Annotated in this window: 20 protein-coding genes; 8 read left to right on the forward strand and 12 right to left on the reverse strand. The window is 70.7% G+C overall.

Annotated features, from left to right (window positions below):
* The first annotated feature begins 65 nt into the window (after positions 1–65).
* Complete coding sequence (locus ACWEOZ_RS17050; RefSeq protein WP_451911627.1) at positions 66–1,715, forward strand: glycoside hydrolase family 27 protein; 1,650 nt, start codon at positions 66–68, stop codon at positions 1,713–1,715.
* 15 nt (positions 1,716–1,730) lie between these two features.
* Here the strand turns inward: ACWEOZ_RS17050 and ACWEOZ_RS17055 are convergent, their stop codons facing one another.
* The 3 genes from ACWEOZ_RS17055 to ACWEOZ_RS17065 all read right to left on the reverse strand — a co-directional run bounded on the left by ACWEOZ_RS17055 (position 1,731) and on the right by ACWEOZ_RS17065 (position 4,954).
* On the reverse strand, positions 1,731–2,738 hold the full coding sequence (locus ACWEOZ_RS17055; RefSeq protein ID WP_451911628.1) for an aldo/keto reductase: 1,008 nt from the start codon (positions 2,736–2,738) through the stop codon (positions 1,731–1,733).
* A 61-nt stretch (positions 2,739–2,799) separates the two neighbouring features.
* Complete coding sequence (locus ACWEOZ_RS17060; protein WP_451911629.1) at positions 2,800–3,858, reverse strand: glycoside hydrolase family 3 N-terminal domain-containing protein; 1,059 nt, start codon at positions 3,856–3,858, stop codon at positions 2,800–2,802.
* 178 nt (positions 3,859–4,036) lie between these two features.
* Entirely contained in the window at positions 4,037–4,954 is a 918-nt protein-coding gene (locus tag ACWEOZ_RS17065) for a lytic polysaccharide monooxygenase (protein WP_451911630.1), read from the reverse strand.
* Positions 4,955–5,112: 158 nt separating this feature from the next.
* Between ACWEOZ_RS17065 and ACWEOZ_RS17070 the strand changes: the two genes are divergently transcribed.
* Entirely contained in the window at positions 5,113–5,481 is a 369-nt protein-coding gene (locus ACWEOZ_RS17070; RefSeq protein ID WP_203771862.1) for an FKBP-type peptidyl-prolyl cis-trans isomerase, read from the forward strand.
* A 120-nt stretch (positions 5,482–5,601) separates the two neighbouring features.
* On the opposite strand, the gene ACWEOZ_RS17075 is transcribed toward ACWEOZ_RS17070, so the two are convergent.
* From ACWEOZ_RS17075 to ACWEOZ_RS17095, 5 genes are all read right to left on the reverse strand, one after another.
* Positions 5,602–6,498, reverse strand: a complete 897-nt coding sequence (locus ACWEOZ_RS17075) for a hypothetical protein (RefSeq protein WP_451911631.1) — start codon at positions 6,496–6,498, stop codon at positions 5,602–5,604.
* Positions 6,499–6,634: 136 nt separating this feature from the next.
* Complete coding sequence (locus tag ACWEOZ_RS17080) at positions 6,635–7,504, reverse strand: carbohydrate ABC transporter permease (RefSeq protein ID WP_451911632.1); 870 nt, start codon at positions 7,502–7,504, stop codon at positions 6,635–6,637.
* The gene (locus tag ACWEOZ_RS17085; RefSeq protein WP_451911633.1) at positions 7,501–8,463 is read right to left on the reverse strand and encodes a carbohydrate ABC transporter permease; all 963 of its coding nucleotides are present in this window, start codon (positions 8,461–8,463) and stop codon (positions 7,501–7,503) included. The genes ACWEOZ_RS17080 and ACWEOZ_RS17085 overlap by 4 nt, the downstream gene beginning before the upstream one ends.
* A 14-nt stretch (positions 8,464–8,477) precedes the next feature.
* Positions 8,478–9,851: an ABC transporter substrate-binding protein gene (locus ACWEOZ_RS17090; RefSeq protein ID WP_451911634.1), complete on the reverse strand. Its 1,374-nt coding sequence runs from the start codon at positions 9,849–9,851 to the stop codon at positions 8,478–8,480.
* Positions 9,852–9,994: 143 nt separating this feature from the next.
* A complete protein-coding gene (locus ACWEOZ_RS17095) occupies positions 9,995–10,243 on the reverse strand; it encodes an RNA-binding S4 domain-containing protein (RefSeq protein ID WP_451911635.1) in 249 nt (82 codons plus the stop codon).
* A 38-nt stretch (positions 10,244–10,281) separates the two neighbouring features.
* On the opposite strand from ACWEOZ_RS17095, the gene ACWEOZ_RS17100 reads away from it, so the two are divergent.
* Complete coding sequence (locus ACWEOZ_RS17100) at positions 10,282–11,106, forward strand: DUF1775 domain-containing protein (protein WP_451911636.1); 825 nt, start codon at positions 10,282–10,284, stop codon at positions 11,104–11,106.
* A 298-nt stretch (positions 11,107–11,404) separates the two neighbouring features.
* Here the strand turns inward: ACWEOZ_RS17100 and ACWEOZ_RS17105 are convergent, their stop codons facing one another.
* A complete protein-coding gene (locus tag ACWEOZ_RS17105; protein ID WP_451911637.1) occupies positions 11,405–12,343 on the reverse strand; it encodes an exopolyphosphatase in 939 nt (312 codons plus the stop codon).
* Positions 12,344–12,502: 159 nt separating this feature from the next.
* Between ACWEOZ_RS17105 and zwf the strand changes: the two genes are divergently transcribed.
* Positions 12,503–13,999, forward strand: a complete 1,497-nt coding sequence (gene zwf / locus ACWEOZ_RS17110; RefSeq protein ID WP_451911638.1) for a glucose-6-phosphate dehydrogenase — start codon at positions 12,503–12,505, stop codon at positions 13,997–13,999.
* Positions 14,000–14,003: 4 nt separating this feature from the next.
* Here zwf and ACWEOZ_RS17115 read toward each other — a convergent pair whose 3' ends face one another.
* Positions 14,004–14,474 carry a peroxiredoxin gene (locus tag ACWEOZ_RS17115; protein ID WP_451911639.1) on the reverse strand — a complete coding sequence of 157 codons (471 nt, stop codon included), beginning with the start codon at positions 14,472–14,474 and terminating at the stop codon, positions 14,004–14,006.
* Positions 14,475–14,612: 138 nt separating this feature from the next.
* Between ACWEOZ_RS17115 and ACWEOZ_RS17120 the strand changes: the two genes are divergently transcribed.
* A complete protein-coding gene (locus ACWEOZ_RS17120; RefSeq protein WP_212989343.1) occupies positions 14,613–14,945 on the forward strand; it encodes an STAS domain-containing protein in 333 nt (110 codons plus the stop codon).
* Between the two features lie 56 nt (positions 14,946–15,001).
* Here the strand turns inward: ACWEOZ_RS17120 and ACWEOZ_RS17125 are convergent, their stop codons facing one another.
* Entirely contained in the window at positions 15,002–16,960 is a 1,959-nt protein-coding gene (locus ACWEOZ_RS17125) for a PPC domain-containing protein (RefSeq protein WP_451911640.1), read from the reverse strand.
* A gap of 178 nt (positions 16,961–17,138) precedes the next feature.
* Positions 17,139–18,185 (reverse strand): ROK family protein, encoded by a 1,047-nt coding sequence (locus tag ACWEOZ_RS17130; protein ID WP_451911641.1) that lies wholly within the window; start codon positions 18,183–18,185, stop codon positions 17,139–17,141.
* Positions 18,186–18,300: 115 nt separating this feature from the next.
* Here ACWEOZ_RS17130 and ACWEOZ_RS17135 point away from each other — a divergent pair, with 115 nt between their 5' ends.
* The 3 genes from ACWEOZ_RS17135 (at position 18,301) to ACWEOZ_RS17145 (ending at position 21,599) form a co-directional block, all read left to right on the forward strand.
* A complete protein-coding gene (locus ACWEOZ_RS17135; protein WP_451911642.1) occupies positions 18,301–19,839 on the forward strand; it encodes a DUF1800 domain-containing protein in 1,539 nt (512 codons plus the stop codon).
* Positions 19,840–19,847: 8 nt separating this feature from the next.
* On the forward strand, positions 19,848–21,203 hold the full coding sequence (locus ACWEOZ_RS17140) for a DUF1501 domain-containing protein (protein ID WP_451911643.1): 1,356 nt from the start codon (positions 19,848–19,850) through the stop codon (positions 21,201–21,203).
* Between the two features lie 66 nt (positions 21,204–21,269).
* Positions 21,270–21,599: a hypothetical protein gene (locus ACWEOZ_RS17145; RefSeq protein WP_451911644.1), complete on the forward strand. Its 330-nt coding sequence runs from the start codon at positions 21,270–21,272 to the stop codon at positions 21,597–21,599.
* Positions 21,600–21,690: the final 91 nt, after the last annotated feature.

Genomic DNA, 21,690 nt, shown 5'->3' on the forward strand with positions numbered 1-21,690 from the left:
AACGGTCACATCAATTCTATCGGCGTTTGTCGATTGATGCGGTCACCGGCACCGAGGGGATTCGTATGCGGAACTCGAGCGGTACGGCCAAGCGGCTCCTCGGTGCCTTGCTGATCTCGGCGCTGGTGGCCGCGGCCTTGGTGACCAGCGGGGAACCCGCGGCGGCCGCGCCGAACGATGTGGTCGCCACGCCCCCGATGGGCTGGGCGTCCTGGAACACGTTCGCCGCGAAGATCGACTACAACGTGATCAAGAGCCAGGTCGACGCCATCGTCTCCACCGGGCTCAAGGACGCCGGTTACCAGTACGTCAACATCGACGAGGGCTGGTGGCAGGGCACCCGGGACTCCGCCGGCACCATCACCGTGGACACCGCGGAGTGGCCCGGCGGCATGGCAGCCATCGCCGCCTACATCCACAGCAAGGGCCTCAAGGCCGGCATCTACACCGACGCCGGCCGCGACGGATGCGGCTACTACTACCCGACCGGACGCCCGGCCGCGCCCGGCTCGGGCAGTGAAGGCCACTACGACCAGGATTTCCTGCAGTTCTCCCGGTGGGGCTTCGACTTCGTCAAGGTGGACTGGTGCGGCGGCAACGCCGAGGGGCTCAACCCGCAGACCGCCTACACGCAGATCAGCGACTCCATCGCCCGCGCCACGGCGCAGACCGGCCGGCCCATGGCGTTCTCGATCTGCAGCTGGGGAAACGGCAGCCCGTGGAACTGGGCCCCCGGCATATCGACGATGTGGCGCACCAGCCAGGACATCATCTACTACGGCGAGAAGGCGTCGATGGACCGGGTGCTGGCCAACTTCGACTCCGCCCAGCACCCCACCGCCCAGCGGCCCGGCCACTACAACGACCCCGACATGCTCGTCGTCGGCATGCCGGACTTCACCGCGGCGCAGAACCGCAGCCATCTGGGCCTGTGGGCGATCTCCGGGGCACCCCTGCTGGCCGGTAACAACATCGCCACCATGGACGCGGAGACCCGCGCCATCCTGACCAACCGGGAAGTCATCGCGATCGACCAGGATCCGCTCGGCCGGCAGGGCACGAAGGTCGCGGAGGACACCACCGGGCTGCAGGTCTACAGCAAACCCCTCACCGGTACGGGAAAACGGGCGGTCCTGCTGCTCAACCGCACCGGGGCCACCGCCTCCATCACGGCCCGCTGGTCGGCGCTGGGGCTGACCGGCCCGGCATCCGTGCGCGACCCGTGGACGGCCACCGACCGCGGGTCCTTCGCCACCGGCTACACCGCCAGCGTGCCGGCCAAGCAGTCCGTGCTGCTCACCGTCACCGGCACGGAGGGACCGAGCGCCGCCACCACGACGATCGTGGGGCGGCAGTCCGGCCGGTGCCTGGACATCAACAACTCCAGCACCACGAACGGCACCCAGGCGCAGCTGTGGGACTGCAACGCCCAGAGCAACCAGTCCTGGACCCGCACCTCCGCCGGTCAGCTCACCATCTACGGCACCAAGTGCCTGGACGCATACAACGGCGGCACCACCAACGGCACGCGGGCGGTCATCTGGGACTGCAACGGCCAGAGCAACCAGCGGTGGAACGTCAACGGCGACGGCACGATCACCAGCGCCGCGTCCGGTCTGTGCCTGGACGCGTCCAACGCGGCCACCGCCAACGCAACCAAGATCGTGCTGTGGACGTGCGGGTCGGGCCTCAACCAGAGGTGGAACCTGAGCTGAGCGGCGCTGTCCGTCCTAGCCCGCGGCGTTCAGCCGGCGCAGCTGGTCCTCGCCCAGTTTCACGTCCAGGGCCGGCAGCGCCGCCTCGAACTGCTCCGGCGTGCGCGGCCCGACCAGCGGGATCGTCCGCGGTGCGGGCTGCTGCATCAGCCACGCCAGGACCAGCTGGTTCGGCGTGACGCCCACCTCGGCGGCCACCTCGGTCAGCACGGCGAGCCGCGCGTCGGTGTCCGGTCCGGCGTACGCCTCCATGGCCCAGTGCCCGGCCCGCTTGGCCGGGTCGTCATAGATCCCCTTGAGGATCGGCGAGTACGCCACCAGCGTCAGGTCCTCATGTGTGTCGAGGTAGTCCAGCTGCTCGGCCCCGACGATGGACGCGCTGTCGTTACCGGGCCGGGGCCGCAGGTACGAGTGCTGCTGTTGCAGGGCCACCGGGGCCGGCCAGCCGTACCGGTCGCACAGCTGCCGGATCCGCTCCAGCCGCCAGGTCCGCACGTTCGACCAGCCCAGGTACCGGATCTTCCCGGCCTGCACCAGGCCGGCCAGGGCCTCCAGGGTCTCCTCCAGCGGGGTGGCCCGGTCGTCGACGTGCACGTAGTAGAGGTCGACGTGGTCGGTGCCGAGCCGCCGCAGGCTGCCGTCGAGGGCGTGCCGCAGCGTGTCACCGCCCGCGCCGGCGAAGGTACGCCGGGCCAGGTCCCAGTTCGCCGTGCCGTCGGCGTCCCACAGGTGCGGCGAGTACTCCGGCAGCGCACTGCCCTTGGTCGCGAGGAACACCTGGTCGCGCCGCCCGCCCCGGCGCAGCCAGCGGCCGAGCAGCTCCTCGCTCTCCCCGCCCCGGCTGTCCCGCCTCGCCCACCACTCGTAGCAGTCCGCGGTGTCGATGAACGATCCGCCGGCCTCGAGATAGCGGTCCAGGATGTGCACCGAGTCCCGCTCGTCCGTGGCGTTGCCCATCTGCATGGCCCCGAGCGCGATCCGGCTGACCTGCTGCCCGGTGGTGCCCAGTTCGATCGTCTGCATGCCGACGACGCTACGACCTGGAGCGCGCTCCAGGTCAACATCGCTGTGCACAGTGGATCGTTCAGCAGGTCAGCTGGCCGGCGCGGTCCTTGGCCTGCAGGACGTGCCGGGCCGCGTCGGTGAGCCGGGTGGCGAAGGCCGGCGACGTGCGGGCCTCCGCGATCAGTGACGACGCCATCGATGCCGCGTCCTGCGGCCGGATCGTCAGCGCCAGGTCGCCGCCCGCCGCCACGAACCGCACCGCGCGTTCGCCGGCGGGCAGCGACGACGCCGAGTCGGCCGCGCCCAGGTCGTCCGACATCACCAGCCCGGTGTAGCCGAGCCGCTCGCGCAGCAGGCCGGTGACGATCGGCTTGGAGTACGCCGCGATGGACGAGCCGTCGATCTTCGGGTACGTCGCGGACGAGATCATCACCCCGGCCGACCCGGCCTTGATCCCGGCCACGAACGGCTTCAGGTACGGGTCGTCGGCCGTGGTCGTGTCGTCGACGACCCGGACAGCGGTGTCGGTGTTGGCGCGGACCCGGCCCAGCCCGGGGAAGTGCTTGAGGATGGTCAGCACCTCGGCGCCCTGCGAGGCCGACACCACCGTGGCGATGTCCGCCGCGACCTTGTCCGGGTCGGAGCCGTACTGGCGGTGGAAGCCCCCGATGGGCGGGTTGCCCTCCCCCAGTCCGGCCGGGACCGTGTCCGCGACGGGCGCCAGGTTGACCGTCACGCCGATCCCGGCGAGGCGCTGGGCGGTGTCGCGTACGGTGCCGCGCAGCTTCGCCGCAGGGCCGGCGCCGAGCCGCTGGGCCGAGGGGATCAGCGGGAAGTCGCGGCCCTTGAGGGTCTGCACGCTGCCGCCCTCCTGGTCCAGCGCGACCAGCAGCGGTGTCCCGGCCCGGTGTTGCAGGGCGGCGATGTCGGCGCGCAGGCCCGCGGCGGGCCGGGAGCTGCGCCCGGCCAGGAAGACCCCGCCGAGGTCGTGCCGGGCGACCACGTCGCCGAGCTCACGCGGGTTGCTCACCGGGGTGCCGATCATGAGCACCTGGCCGGCGCGCGCGGCCGGGGACAGCCCGGCCAGGATCGTGTCGACGCAGCTTTGCGGACTCGGGTTCGGCGACGCGCTGGGCACGGGCGCGGCGCTGAGGGAGGCCGGAGGCGGAGACGGACTGGACGACAAGGCGCGCGGCGCGGGAGTGTCCGCGCACCCCGTGATCACGGTCAGCAGGACAATTCCGGCACTCAGCCACCGCACTCTGCTCGTCATCGCCGCCCACGGTATCGAACGCGGGACCGGGGCGTGCGGAGCGCTACCGCCGGCGGAGCCGCTGGAAGCCGACGGCCGCCAGCACACCCGCGATCACGATCAGGGCCGCGATGATGATCTGGTGCCCCAGGGCCACCCGGTCCAGCGTGTCCTGCGACTGGGCCGCCGGGCGCAGCCAGGTCTCGTCGCTCTGCTGCGGCACCCCCGCGGCGGCCGGGCCGGCGGCCTCCTGGGGTGAGGCCACCACGCCGGGCTCGGCCGAGCGGGACGGTTTGGGCTTCGGCGCCGCCGCGGCCTTGCTCGGCTTGGTCGCGGCGACCACTGCCGGGGCCTTGAGCTGCAGATCCGAGCACGAGTAGTAGGTGTCCGGGGTGCTGGAGGTCTGCCAGACCGTGTAGAGCACGTGCCGTCCCGTACGGCCGGCGGGCAGCTCGGCGCTCATCCGGTAGGCACCGGAGCGCAGCGGCGGGTCCTGCACGGTCAGGATCGGCTTGCTGCCCAGGTCGTCCCAGCCCAGCGGCTGCTTCGGGTCGTAGCCCTGCTTGGTCAGGTAGACCCGGAACGTGCCCTGGTGCGGGATGGTGGCCCGGTACTTGATGGTAAGCGTGCTGCCTGCGGCCAGCTTCGTCGTCGGCCAGTCTGTGCGGGGCAGGTCCAGACCCCGGAATTCCGGCAGGTCACCGCTGCACAGGTTGCCGTCCGGGATGAACTGTTTGTCCTTGCCGTTCACGTTGGGCACCCGCACGTTGTCGAAGCTGCCGAAGGACCGCCCGTTCGCCGCGAGCGCCGCCTTGCACGCCGCCGAGCCCGCCTGCTCGCCACCGCCGGCGCACGCCGCGGTACGGCTGAGCGGCTGGGTCGGCGCGCCGTGCGCGAGCGCGGGCGCCGCCGGGAGCAGTGTCGTGGCCGCGGCGATCCCACCGGCCACGATCAGCGCAGCGGTACGGCGTACGACGGTCATGCCTTCTCCTCGTGCTCGCAGGGTACGGCGGCGGACCGGCCTCCCGGCGAACAGTACGGAGATCAGCGCTCAGTCGTTCACCACCGTGGGTGGCGCTGCCCGGAAAAACATCCCGCTGTGGTTGCATGGCCATGCAGTCACACAACACAGGAGGACACATGGAGAAGCCCGACGTCGGCCCCATCTCGGGTGAGCCGCCGGCCGAGCTGGTCGTGGAGGATCTGGTCGTCGGTGACGGCGACGAGGCCAAGCCGGGTCACCAGGTCACCGTCCACTACGTGGGCGTCGCGTTCTCCTCGGGCAAGGAGTTCGACGCGTCGTACAACCGGGGCGAGGCGTTCGACTTCGGCCTGGGCGCCGGTCAGGTCATCGGCGGATGGGACCAGGGGGTGGTCGGCATGCGTGTCGGCGGCCGCCGCAAGCTGACCATCCCCCCGCACCTCGGCTACGGCGCCCGCGGCGCCGGTGGCGTGATCAAGCCGAACGAGACCCTCATCTTCGTGGTGGATCTGCTCGGGGTGCAGTAAGCCAGGGCCGGCAGGCCGCGCGGGCCGGGACGGGCGTCGCCTGTCCCGGCCTGCTGCTGTCCGCTTCCCGGGAGTCGGGCCGCCGGCCCGGCCACGAGTCGAACGGCTCGCCGATCGGGGTCATCGGGCCGCCTTGAGGTCGGCACAACCGGTCTCGTCCGGCAGCAGCGGGCGCAGCAGCACCGACCAGCTGTTGTTCGCCCAGACCCAGGGGGTGGTCGCGGTGGCGTCCTTGGCCGCGGCCAGCACGGCGTCGCGCTGCTCTCCGGTGGCGGTCACACAGCTGAGCTTCAGATCAGGGTTCAGCGGCTCGCCCGGCAGCGCGGGGCCGGGCCACTCCACCGTCCGGGGGCGTCCGGGCTGGTCCGCGGGCTCCACGTACGGCTGCACGATGCCGGCGATGATCTCCGGCCGGTACTGCTGGGGCTCGCTGGTCATCAGCTTGGTGGTCAGGTCGCCGAGCTCGTCGACGAACGTACGCAGCTTCGTCCGGGCCTGCTGCTGGGCCTTGGTGAGCTGCGGGTCGTCGGGCCGGGCCTCGCGCAGCGCCACCGCGCCGACCGTCCGCTTCCCGGCCGGGGTCACGACGGTGACCTCGGTGGTCGGCGCGTCGGCGACCCCGGGCTGGCCGAAGTCGGTGCCGGGCTTGACGCCGGCCGCGACGGCCTTGTCGAGCAGCTGTTGCAGGGTGGCCGGGGAGATCGTGCCCCACTGGAGGTTGGGCAGGGCCGGGCCGGGGAAGGCCAGGGTGACCGGGCCGTTGAAGATCACCCGGCCGTCGGCGTACACGCTGGTCTCGGGGAGCCGGCCGACGATCGCGCTCGGGGGCACGAAGCCACCGGCGGAGGAGACCCGCAGGACCAGCGTGTCCCCGTCGCCACCGGTGGTGGGGGCCGAGGAGCTGTCCGGCGACGGGCCGGTGCCCGGGGCACCGGCGGCGGTCGGCTGAGCACAGGCGCTGAGCAGGAACAAGGTCACGGCGGCAGCGGCCGTCCACGAGCCGCGAAGTCTGGTCATAGGCGGTCAGACGTACCCCGTGGCGCCCCGGTTCCTACCCCTTTCGGGGAAAAAAAATCGGTCCCGGGACGCAGTGACCGGCCCCGGGGGGCGGGGCCGGTCACCTCTATCGGGGCGGAGTGTGGATCAGGGGCGGCTACTTGACCGAGCCCAGGGACAGGCCCTGCACGAGCTTGTCCTGGGCCGCGAAGCCGGCCACGAGCACAGGCAGCGACACCACGAAGGCGGCCGCGCACAGCTGGGCCAGGAACAAGCCCTGGCTGGTGACGAAGCTGGTCAGGAAGACCGGGGAGGTCTCCGCCACGGTCGCCGTCAGCACCCGGGCGAAGAGCAGCTCGTTCCAGCTGAAGATGAAGCAGATCAGCGCGGTCGCGGCGATGCCGGGCATGACCACGGGCGCGATGACCGAGCGCAGCGTCTTGGCCAGGCTGGCGCCGTCCATCGAGGCGGCCTCGAGCATCTCCACCGGCACCTCGGACAGGAACGAGCGCATCATCCAGACCGCGATGGGCAGGTTCATCGAGGTGTAGAAGACGATCAGCAGCCAGATGTTGTCCAGCAGGCCGGTGTTCTGCGCGAACAGGTACAGCGGCAGCAGGCCGGCGACGACGGGCAGCATCTTGGTCGACAGGAAGAAGAACAGGACGTCGGTCCACTTCTTGACCGGCTTGATCGACAACGCGTACGCGGCCGGGAACGACAGCAGCAGCACCAGCAGGGTCGAGATCACGCTGGCGGTCAGCGAGTTCAGCAGCGGCGGCCACGGGCTCGCACCGCCGGAGAAGAACTCGTGGTAGCCCTCCAGGGTCAGCGGGGCGGCCACGGACGGCGGGTTGGTGGCGGCGTCGGCCTCGCTGTGGAAGGAGGTCAGCACCATCCAGACGACCGGCAGCACGAACAGCAGGCCGACCACCCAGGCGAGCAGCGACAGCCACGGCCCGCCGCGGTCCTTCTTCTTCGGTACGGCCTGGTGGCTGGGCGCGGTGCGGGTCACGGTGGTGGTCATCGGCCCGGGTCCTCCTTGAACAGCGACGAGACCGTCCGCAGGGCGAACGTCGCGATGATGATCGTGCCGATCACGACCACGACGGCGGCGGCGGACGCGCGGCCGTAGTCGTGGGCCTGGTAGAAGATCTGATAGATCGTGTACGGCAGGTTCGCCGTACCGAGGCCGCCGGACGTGATGGTGAAGACCGCGTCGAAGTTCTGCACGATGTAGATGGAGCCGAGCAGCGCGCCGAGCTCGAGGTACTGACGCAGGTGCGGCAGCGTCATGCTGCGGAAGATCTGCCAGGTGTTGGCACCGTCGATGCGGGCCGCCTCGATGACGTCGAGCGGGCGTCCCTGCAGGCCGGCCAGCAGGATCAGCATCATGAACGGCGTCCACTGCCAGACCAGGGCGAAGATCACCGACCACAGCGGCATGTTGCTGATCCAGTCGGGCTGCGGCGGGTTGCCGGAGCCGAACAGCCCCCAGACCCAGGTCAGTGCGCCGTTGAAGAGGCCGTACTCGGGGTTGTAGAGCGCGTGCTTCCAGAGCAGGGCGGCGGCGACGGGCACCACCAGGAACGGGGCGATCATCATCGTCCGGACCGCGCCCCGGCCCCGGAACTTGCGGTCCAGCAGCAACGCGATGCCGAGCCCGAGGACCAGGCTGATCAGGACCACGCCGACGGTCAGCAGGATCGTCGTCCAGACCGCGTCGCGCATGTTGACGTCGGTGAAGACCCGCCGGAAGTTGTCGAAGCCGGCGAACCCGCGCTCGTCGGGGTAGTAGGCGTTCCAGTCCATGAACGAGATGACCAGTGTCGCCACGAACGGCAGCTGGGTCACCACGATCATGAAGATGAGGGCGGGCAGCAGCGGCGCCCGCCGGGCCCAGCCGGCGGCCCGGCGCGCCGCACCGGGCGGCGTGGGCGTCAGACCGGTCGTGCCGGATCCCGTCTTCTCGGCCACGGATGTCATCGCTGTCGCCCCCTTCAGCCGTTCTCGCGCGATCGGTACCGTTCCGCGACGTCGTCGGCGAGCCGCTGGCCCCGTTTCAGCGCCTCGTCGACGGTCATCTGCCCGGCGATCGCGGAGCTGACGTACTGCGAGACCTGGGTACCGAGGTCGGTGAACTCCGGGATGTCGACGAACTGGATGCCGAGCGCCGGGCGCGGCTGCACGCCGGGATTGCGCGGGTCCGCGCTGGAGATCGCCTGCTCGGTCGGCTCGGCGAACGCCGACGCCTCCTTGAGGTAGTCCGGGTTGGAGTAGGTCGAGGCGCGCTTGCCGGCCGGCACCTTGGACCAGCCCAGCTGTCCGCCGACGAGCTCCTCGTACTGCTTGCTGGAGGCCCAGGAGATGAACTTCCAGGCGTTGTCCTTCTTCTCGCTCGCCTGCTGGATGCTCCACGACCACGCGTACAGCCAGCCCGAGCTCGGCGTCTTGACGACCGGCGCGGCGACGTACCCGATCTTGCCCTTGACCGGGGAGTCCGCCGCCTCCAGCGAGCCCGCCGCGCTGGTCGCGTCGTACCACATCGCGGCGTTGCCCTGCACCAGGTTGTTCAGGCACTCGGTGAAGCCGGCCTGCGGGGCGCCGACCTCGCCGTGCGCCTTTACCAGGTCCACGTAGAACTGCGTGGCCTGCTTGAACTCGGGCGCGTCGACCCGGGCGTTCCAGTCCTGGTCGAACCAGGTGCCGCCGAACGTGTTCACCACCGTGGTCAGCGGCGCGAAGACCTGGCCCCAGCCCGGCTGGCCGCGCAGGCAGATGCCGGCCATCCCGGGCTGCTTGCCGTCGACCTGCGCGGCGATGTCCGCCACCTGCTGCCACGTCGGCTTGGCGGGCATCTGGATGCCCTGCGCGTCCAGCACGTCCTTGCGGTACATCAGGAACGAGGACTCGCCGTAGAACGGCTCGCCGTAGAGCTTGCCGTCGTCGGCGGTCAGCGACTTGGTCATCGGCGGCAGGATGTCCGCCTGGTTGAACGCACTGTCCGCCGCGACGTAGTCGTCCAGCGGGGCGATCCACTCGCTCTTGGCGTAGATCGGGATCTCGAAGTTGCTCAGCGAGGCCACGTCGTACTGCCCGGCCTGACTGGAGAACTCCTGGCTGATCTTGTCCCGGACGTCGTTCTCCGGCAGCACCGTGAAGTTGACGCTGATGCCGGTCTGCCGGGTGAAATTGGCCTCGGTGAGCCGCTGCAGGTCGATCATCTGCGGGTTGTTCACCATCAGCACGTCGATGCTGTTCGCCCCGCCGGACCCGGCGCTGTCACCACCCCAACCGGCACATCCCGTGAGCGACACGGCCAGCAGGGCTGCGGCGGCCCCCGAGAGAACCGCGCGGACATGTGCACGAGACATGGAGCCTCCCCGGCGAGGCGGATCGGACTCCGGCATCTGTGACGCCGGTAACACCGGACTCAGTAGATGCCTGTGATCGACAGGATGTCAACCACTGGTCACACAGTGCTGCATATATGAGTATCGAAGTTGCCCGGAGGCCCTCAGGCGACCCGCGCCGACCGTCCCTGCACGACCACCACGTCCCCCGGATGCAACTGCCGCCCACGCCGGGTGTCGACCTCCCCGTTTACCGTCACGTCCCCCGACGCGATCAGGATCTTCGCCTCCCCGCCGGTGTCGATGAGGTCGGCCAGTTTGAGGAATTGTCCGAGTCTGATCATGTCGCTGTCGATGGCCACGTCACGCATGACGACCATCATGCCGAACTCGCCGAAAAGAATGTCCGGCACGGTTGAACCATTGACGCGCCCCAGCCGAACTACCCCTCGTGAGGAACCTCGAGAAGCACCGCCGGGCGGGCGTACTGACCGCCGCCGTCGCCGCGGGTGTGCTCGGCGCGGCATCCCCCGCCGCCGCGGACGTCACGGTCAGCCCGCCCAGCGCACCGCAGGGCAGCGGCACCAATGTGACGTTCAAGGTGACGAACACCGCCCGGAGCCCGATCACCAAGGTCAAGCTGATGCTGCCGGCCGAACTGCCGGTCGCCGAGGCCTACCCGCTGTCGGTGGACGACTGGGCGCCGCTGATCACGACCAAGTCGCTGGCCACCCCGATGGACGGCATCCACGGCGAAGCGATCTCCTCCACCGCCGCGGACATCACCTGGACCGCGATGCCCGGCAAGGCGCTCGCCCCCGGCAAGTCGGCCGACCTGCCGGTCGCGATGGGCCCGATGCCGGCCTCCGCCCAGATGAGCTTCACCCTGCAGGCGACCTACGCCGACCCGGCCAAGGGCGCTCCCCTGCCGCCGGCCGTGCTGTCCCTCACCCCGGCGGCGCCCGGCCAGCAAGCGGCGCCCCACTCCGGAGGACACAACGGTACGGGCACCAGCGACACCGGTGACGCCGACGCGGCCACCTTCGCCGCCCTGATCGACGCCAACGACGGCCCGGGCTTCTGGACCATCGCCGGCTGGGTCGTCGCCGCACTGGCCGCGGCCGCCGGAGCCGTCGCGGTGCTGCGCTCCCGCCGCCGCCCGGCCGAAGCCGCCGCCGAAGAGCCCGAAGCCGAGCCGGACGACAAGGAACTCGTCAGCGCGGCCAAGACACCACGGGTCACGTCCTGGAGCTACAAGGACGGCCCGACCGGATGACAGACGTCCCGCGCAGGTGGGCGCGGGTGTGTCGTGCTGATGCGCGTGGGGCGCGGAACACGACCGGCGGGTGGGGTCCAGGGCAAGACCCACGACCTGCAACGTGGCGGGGCGGGAAGGTTCGGCTTCCCGCCCCGCTCTCTGTTGAATGGCTCTGTTTGATGGCCTCGCCTTCGGCTCGGCGGGATTTGCGCCCACGAGGTCTGTGTCGAGGTCACCGAAAATGACCACGGCAGAGGGCGCCTAGTCATTTTCGGCGCCCTCGACACAGACGGCGCAAATCCGACTCTGGTCGCGGTTAAACCGAGACCGGGCGCGGGGTTCTCAAGGCTTGGATGATTTCGGTCAGTACTCGTTCTGAGTCTTCGTGGGGGATCTGGCAGGTTCCGGCGGCTTGGTGGCCGCCGCCGCCGTAGCGGAGCATCACCTCGCCGATGTCGACGGGTGAGGTGCGGTCGAGGATTGATTTGCCGCAGGCGAAGACCGTGTTGAGCTTCTGGCGGCCCCAGATGATGTGGATCGACACCCGGGCCTCGGGGTAGAGGGCGTAGACCATGAAGCGGTTGCCCGCGTGGATCGTCTCCTCCTCGCGCAGGTCGACCACCACCACGTCGCCGTCGACGTGGCTGACCCGGCGCAGCTGCTCCACGAACATCGCCGAGCAGTCGCGGAAGAGCTCGGCGCGCTCGCGGACGTCCGGCAGCTCGAGGATCTCGTCGACCGTCTGCAACTGCAGGCAGGCGTCGATCAGCAACATCATCAGCTGGTAGTTCGAGATCCGGAACTCCCGGAAGCGGCCCAGCCCGGTGCGGCTGTCCATCAGGAAGTTGAGCAGCGTCCAGCCCTGCGGGTCGAGGATGTCGTGCAGCGCGTAATCGGCCGAATCCGCCTGGTCCACGGCGCGCATCAGCTCGTCGGAGATCTCCGGGAAGCGTTCCGCGCCGCCGAAGTATTCGTAGATCACCCGGGCGGCCGACGGCGCGTCCGGGTCGATGACGTGGTTCGAACGCTCACCCTTGTTACGCAGCGTCTCCGAATGATGGTGGTCGAACACCATGTGAGCGCCCGGAGCGAACGGCAGGTTGGTCAGGATGTCACGCTCAGTGATGTCGACCACGCCGTCCTGCACGTCCTTCGGATGCACGAAGGTGATCTCGTCGATCATGTCGAGCACACGCAGCAGGACGGCGCAGACCAACCCGTCGAAGTCGCTGCGGGTCACGAGCCGGTACTTCACGAGCAATCTCCCTCTGCCGATTGGCACCTTACTCTCCAGTTTGCCACTTTTGCGGCTATGGGCCTGGTCGCATCGGCGTACCGGTTTGATCCGGTGGGAGCCCGCGCTGCGTAAAGTTCACACGGAAGCTCACGTACGCGGTCGGAGGAAGACCTGACGATGGACACCGTTCCCCAGCTCGCACAGGACCGCAACGCCCCGCCCGCCACGCTGGTGATCTTCGGCGCGTCCGGCGACCTCACCCGGCGCAAGCTGCTGCCGGCCGTGGAGAGCCTGGCCCGGCACAACCGGCTGCCCGGCGAGTTCGCCCTCGTCGGCGTCGCCCGCACGGCGATGGAGGACCAGCAGTTCGCCGAGAGCGCGCTCGGCGGCCGCAGCCTCGCCGACAAGCCGCAGCTGCAGGGCGGCGGCATCCGCTACGTCTCCGGCGGCTACGACAACCCCGAGACCTACAAGCGGCTGGCCGAGGTGCTCGACGAGCTCGACGCCACCCGCGGCACCGCGGGCAACCGGATCTTCTACCTCTCGACGCCCGCCGAGGCGTTCCAGCCGGTGATCAACGGCCTGGCCGGCGCGGGGCTCAACCACGCCCGCGAGGGCTCGTTCGCCCGGCTCGTCATCGAGAAGCCGTACGGCAACGACCTGCGCACCGCGCACGAGCTCGACGGCATCGTGCACGCCGCGTTCGACGAGCCGCAGGTCTTCCGCATCGACCACTACCTGGGCAAGGACACCGTCCAGAACGTGCTCGCGCTGCGCTTCGCCAACGCGATCTTCCAGCCCATCTGGAACCGCTCGTGGGTCGACCACGTGCAGATCACCGTGGCCGAGACCCTCGGTGTCGGCACCCGCGGCGGCTTCTACGAGCACGCCGGCGCGATGCGCGACATCGTGCAGAACCACGTGCTCCAGGTCCTGGCCCTGGCCCTGATGGAGCCGCCCGCCTCGTTCGACGCCGAGGGGCTGCGCAACGAGAAGGTCAAGCTGCTGCAGGCGATCCGGCTGCCCACCGACCGCGACATCGCCGACCTGGCGGTCCGCGGCCAGTACACCCGCGGCGGCACCCGGGACGACCTGATGGCCGGTTACCGCGACGAGGTCGGCGTCGACCCGCTGTCGCGCACGGAGACGTACGCGGCCATGCGGCTCAACGTCGACAACTGGCGCTGGGCCGGGGTGCCGTTCTATGTGCGTACCGGTAAGCGGCTGCCCGCCCGGGTGACCGAGGTCGCCCTGCAGTTCCAGCGGCCGCCGCACCTGCCGATCCCGACCAACCAGCTCACCGAGCTGGACGCGGACGCGCTGATCCTGCGGATCCAGCCCAACGAGGGCATCTCGCTGCGCTTCGGCGCCAAGGTGCCCGGCCACTCGTTCCGGGTGCGCACGGCCAGCATGGACTTCTCGTACGAGCAGACGTTCCGCGAGGAGTCGCCGGAGGCCTACGAGCGGTTGCTGCTCGACGCCCTGCTCGGCGACCCCACGCTGTTCATCCGCACCGACGAGGTCGAGCAGTGCTGGCGGATCGTCGACCCGATCATCGAGCACTGGAAGAACGACATGTCGCCGATCCCGACCTACGAGGCCGCCTCGTGGGGCCCGACGGACGCCGACCGCCTGATCGGCCGCAGCGGCCGCAAGTGGCGCAACGCGGTCTGAGGAGTTACCGCGCCGATCGGGCCTTGACCACGTCGAGGGCCCGGTCGGCGTGCTCGTTCATGTCGCGTTCGCTGTGGATGACGTCGAGCACCGTACGGTCGGTGTCGATCACGAAGGTCACCCGCTTGACGCTCAGCGGGCCGAGCGGCAGCCGGCGCTTGATCCCGTACGCCTCGGCCGCGGTGTTCTCCGGGTCGGAGAGCAGCGGGTAGTCGAAGCCGTGCAGTTCGGCGAACTGACGCTGCTTGTCCACTTTGTCCCGGCTGATGCCGACCCGCTGCGCGCCGGCCGCGGCATATTCCGCGCCCAGGTCCCGGAAGTTGCAGGCCTCGGCCGTGCAGCCGCTGGTCATCGCGGCCGGATAGAAGAACAGCACGACCGGGCCGTCGGCGAGCAACGTGCTCAGCCGCCGCGGGGTGCCGTGCTGGTCCGGTAGTTCGAAGTCGGGGGCGACGTCACCCTTGTCGATGCTCACGTGATCAACGTACTCCGGGCTGAGTCTGCCGCCGAGCGCGTCCTCGCCTAGGGTGGAGACACCCACCTGTCCTGTCCGCCACGACCCCTGACTGACCTGACTGACCCCTGCCCGCCCCTGGACGAAAGCGACACCGCCATGCAGGTCTCGGTCGCGCACCACCCGCCCAACACGGCCGTTCTGACATTGCGCGGCTCCCTGGACATCGACACCGCGCCCTCGCTGAAGGCCAACCTCAGCCGCCTCGTGGAACGTCCCAGCCCGCGCATCATCGTCGACCTGTCGGGACTCGACTTCTGCGATTCCATGGGCGTCGGCGTCCTGGTGACGGCGCACGGCCGCGCGATGGAACGCGGTGGCTGGGTCCGGCTCGCGGCCCCCTCCGGTTTCCTGCGCCGCCTGCTCGACACCCTCGGCCTGATCGACTACCTGTCGCTGCACGCCGACGTCGAGACCGCCATGAAGGACTGACCGGACGGCGAGAGGGGCGCCCCGGAGTCCCGGAGCGCCCCTGCCGTGTCCGAGCGTCAGCTGGTCAGGCCGAAGACGATCCGGCCCAGCGTGTCCTCCGTGCCGACGAAACCTTCCGCCGGGCTGAACTGGCTGTCGCCGAAGTCGACGTCCGTGTCGTCAGCCGTACCGCCGACGCCGTCCGGGCCGACGCCGAAGAGCACGTCGAAGTTGGCGCCGCCCGAGTCCATCAGGTTGGGCGTCTCGTCGGCGTTGTCGGTGTGCCAGTCACCGAAGAAGTGACCCGCCTCGTGCGCGGTCACGTTGCCCACCGCCCGGCCGACGAAGGCCACCCGGTCGCTGGCCGGGGTCAGGTACGTGTTCAGCGAGGCCGGCCCCCCGGCCGGGTCACTGAGCACGTCCTGCAGCACCAGGGCGGTCTCCTCGGTCTCGAAGTTGCCCGGGTCGATGCTCTGCGCGATGCCGATGGTCTCGACCCCGGACTCGTCGATCGTGCCGCCGACCACGATGCGGCTCACGTTCGCCTGGCCCCACGGGTCCGCGTGGTCCTTGCTGTTGAGGATCTTCAACCGGAACTTGCTGTTGAGACCGCTGGCGATCAGGTCCTGCTTGATGTTCTCGGTGACGCTCGCGACCACCGCGTCGATCACCTCGTCCTCCTGCACGCGCGGGATGCCCCACTTGGCGAGGAACGCGGAGAACGGGCTGAGCGTCACGTTCCCGGTGCCGCCGAAGACCCCGGTGTTGACCCGGGCCCCGTCGAAGTCCAGGAACAGCGTCTGCACGGGCTTGGCCCCCTGCAGCACCGGCCGGTACGCCTCGACGGTGATGTCGTAGCTGCCGGAGCCGCGGGCCACGCCCACGTAGTGCCAGCCGGCCTTGGTCGCCACGTAGTCGGTGGCCGCGTTGCCCCCGCCGGGCAGCGGCGAGGACGGCGGGTAGATGTAGGTGGCGTCCTGGTCCGACCCGTGCACCTCGCGCGGGTTGGTGTCGTAGACCGTCAGGTACGCCGGCGCGCCCTTGGCCGAGGCGCCGAGCACGTCCCCGGCCCTGAGCTTGATCGCGAAGAAGTCCTGGTCGTCCGAGGCCGCCGAGATGGTGACGGTGTACGGGCCCTCGCTGGCCCCGCCGTCCCCGCTGGCCGGATCGAACGGATCGGCCGGCAACCCGCTGTACGCCGCGACGACCGCGTAGTACGTGCCCGAGGCCGGCACCTTGTACTGCAGCAGGCTGTCGAAGGAGCCGGCCGCGTCGTCGTTGCTGGCCACGATCGTGCCGTCCGGCGTGTAGAGCGCGACCAGCGTGTCCAGCGCGCCCGTCGGGGTGGCCGTCTGCACGGTCACCACCTGCCCGGCGGTGGCCTGCAGCGAGTAGAAGTCGAAGTCGTTGGTGCCCGTACCGGCGGAGCCGTGCGGCCCGTCGCCGATGGCGGCGGTGGTGACGATCGCCCGGCGGGCGGGGCCGATGCCGGTGGCCCCGGCGAGCGGGATCGAGCCGTCGTCCTCCGGGGTGGCGGCCCGGGCGGCGGGGGTGACGCTCTCGGGAGTGAGCGCGCCCAGGATGCGGATGGCCGGGTTCTGCCCGCTGCCGGTGCCGAAGTTCTTGATCAGCTGGGCCGAGGCGGGGTCCTCGTTGGAGCCGCGGGTGCCCGCCGGCTCGTCCTCGTCGACGACCACCGCGGCCGCGGCCGCCTTGGCCGCAGCCGACGACGGGGCCGCGGCGAGGGCCTTGAGCCGGGCGGCGGCCTTGGCCGACGCCTGCTTCTTCATGTAGGCGGCCCAGCCGCTGTAGTCGGCCTTGGCCGGGTCGGGCAGGATCGCCAGGTACGGGTTGACCCCGGCGGGCTTGGCGCCGGGTTTGGGCTTGGTGGCGACCGGCAGCCCGGCGGCGACAGCAGCCTGGTCGGCCGGGCTCAGCCCCGGATCGGATTGGAGTGGAGCGGCCGGCGTCGCGCCCGGAGTGAGCGCGACGATTCCGAGCACGAGTGCTCCGACGGTCGCGATGCTTCGTCGCATCAGTGATCCCCCTTCGATGCCTCCGGGGCCCCCGCCACGGACGGCACTCAGGACGCTACCGAGCGAGTCGATCAATATCTAGGGGTGTCGATGCATCGTCACAGGTGTTAGGAGTGCCCGGGAATCACTCGGGGGACGCGCGGTCATGCCTGCCCCACCACAGTGGACAAACGCGCGGTCAGCCGTCGGTGCGTACGGTCTCCAGCGCGGCGACGGCCGCTCCCCGGGCCCCGGCCATGTCGAGGTCGGGCACCAGGGCGAAGGTCGCCGCGGCCTGCTGCTCGGCCCGCAGCTGGGTGTGCTCGCGGACCGTGTTGAGGAACCACTGGCGGAAGTGCGGCGCCGCCTCGACCACGCCGCCACCCAGGAAGTACGCGGCCGGATCGGTGAAGTTGGCCGCGATCGTGAACAGCTTGCCGATCGCCTTGGCCTGCTGCTCGAAGACCGCCAGGGCCAGCGGGTCCTCCTTCTCGCCGTACCCGCGCAGCAGCTTGGCCGCCCGGCCGATCGGCTCCCCGGCCAGCGCATGGTCCGGGAACCGCCGCAGCCAGTACGGCAGCAGGTTCTTGGCGATGCCGGTCAGCGACGCGATGCTCTCCACGTCGCCGGTGAAGCCGCAGTTGCACTCCGGCACCGGCTGGTCCTCCTCCAGCACACCGTGCAGCGGGATCTGCACGTGGCCCAGCTCGCCCGCCATGCCGGCCGCACCGCTGACCACCTTGCCGAGCTCGACCACTCCCCCGCCCAGGCCGGTGCCGACGATCGCCGCCACGGACGACCGTTCCATGGCCGCGGCGCCGAAATGCCGGTGGTGGGCGTAGAGCGCGGCCGCGTTCGCGTCGTTGTTGTAGACCACCGGCAAGCCGATCCGCGCCTCCAGGGCGCCCCGGATGTCGTAGCCGTGCCAGGAGACCTGGGAGAAGTTCGTCGAGCCCTTCGACGAGATGACGCCGTCGGCGCTGGCCGGGCCCGGGGTGTCCAGCCCAACCGCGCGCACCAGCGTGCGCGGGGTGCTGGTCAGCGCGAGGATGCCGGTGAAAGCCTCGGCGAGCTGCTCGACCGCGGACTCCGGGCCCTCGGTGACCAGGCTCGGATTCTCCACCAGATGATCGACGAGGAACTGGCCCGTCGCGTCCAGGACGGTCGCGTTGTTGCAGGTGCCGCCGTTGTCGAGGCCGACCACGACCCAGGACGCCGGGGTCCGTACCACATCGATCTGATCCACAGCCCTGAGCGTACGTGCCGGGGCGCCGCGACGCGACGGGTGCAAGCGCATTGCGAGCGGTGAGAGTCCGGTTGCGGCGGCGCGGCGGGTGCCCGGCGGCGCCGAAGGGCCTGGCATGCAGACGAAGCCTGAGCCGACCCGCCGCGCCGTTCTCGGTGGCGCCGCCGCCGTCGCCGTGACCGCGGCCGGGGGCCTCGCCCTCGACGTGGCGCTGGCCGCGCCCGCCGCCGCCGCGGCCGTGCCGACCGACCTCGTCTCCGCCGACCCGCTCGCGCACCTGCTGCGCCGGGCCACCTTCGGTCCCACCCCCGCAGCCCTGGCCGAGCTGGCCAAGCTGGGCGTGCCGGCCTGGCTGGACCGCCAGCTCGACCCGGCGAAGATCGACGACTCGGCGCTGGACGCGCTGCTCACCCGGCTGCCGCTGGCCGGGGCCGACATCGCGACGGTACGCGCGCGGCTGCCCAAGCACTCCTACGAGGCGTTCGGCCAGCTGGGCCGGGCCACGGTGGCCCGGGCGATCTGGAGCAACCGGCAGCTGTTCGAGACCACCGCCGCGTTCTGGGCCAACCACCTGCACATCTCGGCGCCGTCCAGCGGCGTCTGGGACAGCCGCAGCGACTACGACAGGACGGTCACCCGCAAGTACGCCTTCGGGCGCTTCGCGGACATGCTCAAGGCCTCGGCCCGGCACCCGGCGATGCTGACGTACCTGGACAACCGGTCGTCGACCCGGACGCTGCCGAACGAGAACTACGCGCGCGAGCTCATGGAGCTGCACACCGTCGGCATGATCTACGCCGAGGCCGACGTGCAGGCCGCCGCCAAGCTGCTCACCGGCCTGACCGTGACGACCGCGGGGACGTACACCTACACCGCGGCCAAGCACGCGACCGGCGCCGTCCGGATCCTGGGCTTCAGCCACGCGAACGCGACCGCCGAGGACGGCGAGGCGGCCGCGCTGGCGTTCCTCGACCACCTGGCCCGGCACCCGGCCACCGCCGAGCGGCTGGCCACCAAGCTCTGCCTGCGCTTCGTCGCCGACGAGGCCCCGGCCACCCTGGTCGCGAAGCTGGCCAAGGTGTACCTCGACAACGACACCGCGATCGTGCCGGTGCTGCGGGCCCTGTTCACGTCGCCGGAGTTCGCCGCGTCGATCGGGCAGAAGGTCCGCACGCCGTTCGAGGACCTGGCCGCCACCGTCCGCACCCTCGGCCTGGGCCCGGAGACCTCCGGCGTGAAGGCGCTCGACGCGCTCTACAACAACCTGGTCAACGCCGGGAACGCCCCGTTCCGCTGGAGCCCCCCGAACGGCTTCCCGGACGTGGCGGCCGCGTGGGCGTCACCGTCGGCGTTCCTCATGCGCTGCAACGGCCACTTGAACCTCGCGGCCGGCTGGTACCCCAAGCAGCTCACCCGCCCCGCCGACCTGCTCACGTCCCTGGTCCCGGTGCTGCCGCAGACCTACGGGGGCCTGGTGGACGCGCTGGCCCGGCGGCTGGTCGGCACCCCGCTGCCCGCCGATCACGTGGCGGCCGTGCTAAGCGTCGCGGGCAAGCTGCCGACGAGTTCTCTGACCAGCAAGGAGTCGGTCGCCGGGAGTCTGCCGTACCTGATCGCTCTCGTCCTCGACTCGCCCTCCTTCCAGCTGAGGTGACCACTGCCATGACCGACTGCACCGAGCGTCGCCTGCCGGCGGCTGACGACGGCCGTGACCGCGAGGGCCATGAGGGCATGGCCGAGACAGCTCCGCCTGCACAGGCCTGCTGCGACGAGAACAAGATGCTGACCCGCCGGGGCGTCCTGGGCCGCGGCCTCGCGGCCGGCGCCGCCGGGGCGCTGGCCGGCCTGGCCGGCGAAGGGCTGTCGACCCGGCTGGCGTACGCCGCCGAGGGCTACACCGGTGACACCCTCGTGGTGCTGTCTCTGCGCGGCGGCTTCGACGGTCTGTCGGCGATCGCGCCGATCGGCGACCCGGACTACTACAAGGCCCGCCCGACCATCGCCCTGCCGAAGAGCCAGGCGATCGGCGGCAACAGCATGTTCGGCCTGCACCCGGGCCTGGCTCCGCTGCTGCCGATGTGGAAGAACGGCAGCCTGGCCGCGGTGCACGCGGTCGGCCAGCCCAACCCGACCCGCTCGCACTTCGCCGCCATGGAGGAGATGGAACGCGCGGCGGCCGGCACGTCCCTGCGCAGCGGCTGGCTGGACCGGATGCTGGGCCTGACCGGCGCCACCGGCCCGCTCGCCGCGGTGGCGATGGGCAACGCGATGCCGGCCCGCCTCTTCGGCGGGGCCTTCTCCGACGTGTCGATGGCCTCGGTCGACGGCTTCACGCTGGCCGGCGAGAGCGCGAACCGCCCGATGGCGGCGTCGCTGCGCAAGATGTACGCGACCGCGCCCGGCCTGCTGGCCGGTCCAGCTCTGGCGGCGGACGCGGCCTTGACGGCAACCACGGGGGTACGCGCGACCGCGTACGCACCGGCGAACGGCGCCGCCTACCCCGCGACGCCCCTGGGCAACGCCCTCAAGGACGTGGCCCGGCTGATCAAGGCGAAAGTGGGCCTGGCCGCGGCGGCGGTCGACTCCGGCGACTGGGACATGCACGAGGGCCTGGGCACGGCGGTCAAGGGCCAGCGCATGCACGACAACCTGCTCGAGACCTCCACGGCGCTGGCAGCGTTCGCGGCCGACCTGGGCCCGGCCGGCATGGCATCGGTGACAGTGGTGACGGTGAGCGAGTTCGGCCGCCGGGTCGCGGAGAACGCGTCCCGCGGGGTCGATCACGGTCACGGCAACGCGATGCTGCTGATGGGCGGCGGCGTCCGCGGCGGCACGGTGTACGGCACATGGCCGGGGCTGTCGGCGGGCGCACTGGTCGCCGGCGACCTGGCGGCGACGACGGACTACCGCGCGGTGATCGGCGAGATCCTGCAGAAGCGGTGCGGGTTCGGGTCGGTGGCCGAGGTCTTCCCCGAGGTCAGCCCGGCGGGCTTCGGCCTGGCCGCAGCCCGCTCCTAGCGGCGGGCAAGCCGCACGCGGCCCCGTTCGGCCGTTGCCCGGTCAGCGCGCGCTACCGTCCTCGCCGTGACGGGTCATCAGGCATATGTGTGGACGCTGCACCGGCGGAACGACGGCCGGCTCCTCGCCGAGCTGACCGTGACCAGCGCCGACTTCCCGTGGCTGTACGCCCGCGTCGACGCTCGAGCGGAACTCGTGGAGTTCGAGGCGCTGTTCGCCGAGGAGGTCAGCCGGCTGGACGGGATCGACGATGACCCGGGGTCGTGGGAACAGGCCCATGAGGCTGTCCGGAAAGCGGTGCAACTGCGATACCCGAACGGCGAAGACGTCCCCGAATTCCTGCTCCACCTCACCGCCGGCGAAGCCTGGTGGCGCTGGAGCGACGAGGCGTTCTAGAGCGAGTCTGACGGATCATCACGCGTGACCATGATCGATCGTTGGTGTGTTGTGGCCGGTGATCTGACTGATCAGGATTGGGAACGCTTGG

The sequence above is a fragment of the Actinoplanes sp. NPDC004185 genome (genome assembly GCF_053603475.1).

Bases quoted from the DNA above. Each gene is read 5' to 3' on its own strand.
- ACWEOZ_RS17050 (WP_451911627.1), top strand. From the start codon at position 66: ATGCGGAACTCGAGCGGTACGGCCAAGCGGCTCCTCGGTGCCTTGCTG.
- ACWEOZ_RS17055 (WP_451911628.1), bottom strand. From the start codon at position 2,738: ATGCAGACGATCGAACTGGGCACCACCGGGCAGCAGGTCAGCCGGATC.
- ACWEOZ_RS17065 (WP_451911630.1), bottom strand. From the start codon at position 4,954: ATGACCGTCGTACGCCGTACCGCTGCGCTGATCGTGGCCGGTGGGATC.
- ACWEOZ_RS17070 (WP_203771862.1), top strand. From the start codon at position 5,113: ATGGAGAAGCCCGACGTCGGCCCCATCTCGGGTGAGCCGCCGGCCGAG.
- ACWEOZ_RS17075 (WP_451911631.1), bottom strand. From the start codon at position 6,498: ATGACCAGACTTCGCGGCTCGTGGACGGCCGCTGCCGCCGTGACCTTG.
- ACWEOZ_RS17080 (WP_451911632.1), bottom strand. From the start codon at position 7,504: ATGACCACCACCGTGACCCGCACCGCGCCCAGCCACCAGGCCGTACCG.
- ACWEOZ_RS17085 (WP_451911633.1), bottom strand. From the start codon at position 8,463: ATGACATCCGTGGCCGAGAAGACGGGATCCGGCACGACCGGTCTGACG.
- ACWEOZ_RS17090 (WP_451911634.1), bottom strand. From the start codon at position 9,851: ATGTCTCGTGCACATGTCCGCGCGGTTCTCTCGGGGGCCGCCGCAGCC.
- zwf (WP_451911638.1), top strand. From the start codon at position 12,503: ATGGACACCGTTCCCCAGCTCGCACAGGACCGCAACGCCCCGCCCGCC.
- ACWEOZ_RS17120 (WP_212989343.1), top strand. From the start codon at position 14,613: ATGCAGGTCTCGGTCGCGCACCACCCGCCCAACACGGCCGTTCTGACA.
- ACWEOZ_RS17125 (WP_451911640.1), bottom strand. From the start codon at position 16,960: ATGCGACGAAGCATCGCGACCGTCGGAGCACTCGTGCTCGGAATCGTC.
- ACWEOZ_RS17135 (WP_451911642.1), top strand. From the start codon at position 18,301: ATGCAGACGAAGCCTGAGCCGACCCGCCGCGCCGTTCTCGGTGGCGCC.
- ACWEOZ_RS17140 (WP_451911643.1), top strand. From the start codon at position 19,848: ATGACCGACTGCACCGAGCGTCGCCTGCCGGCGGCTGACGACGGCCGT.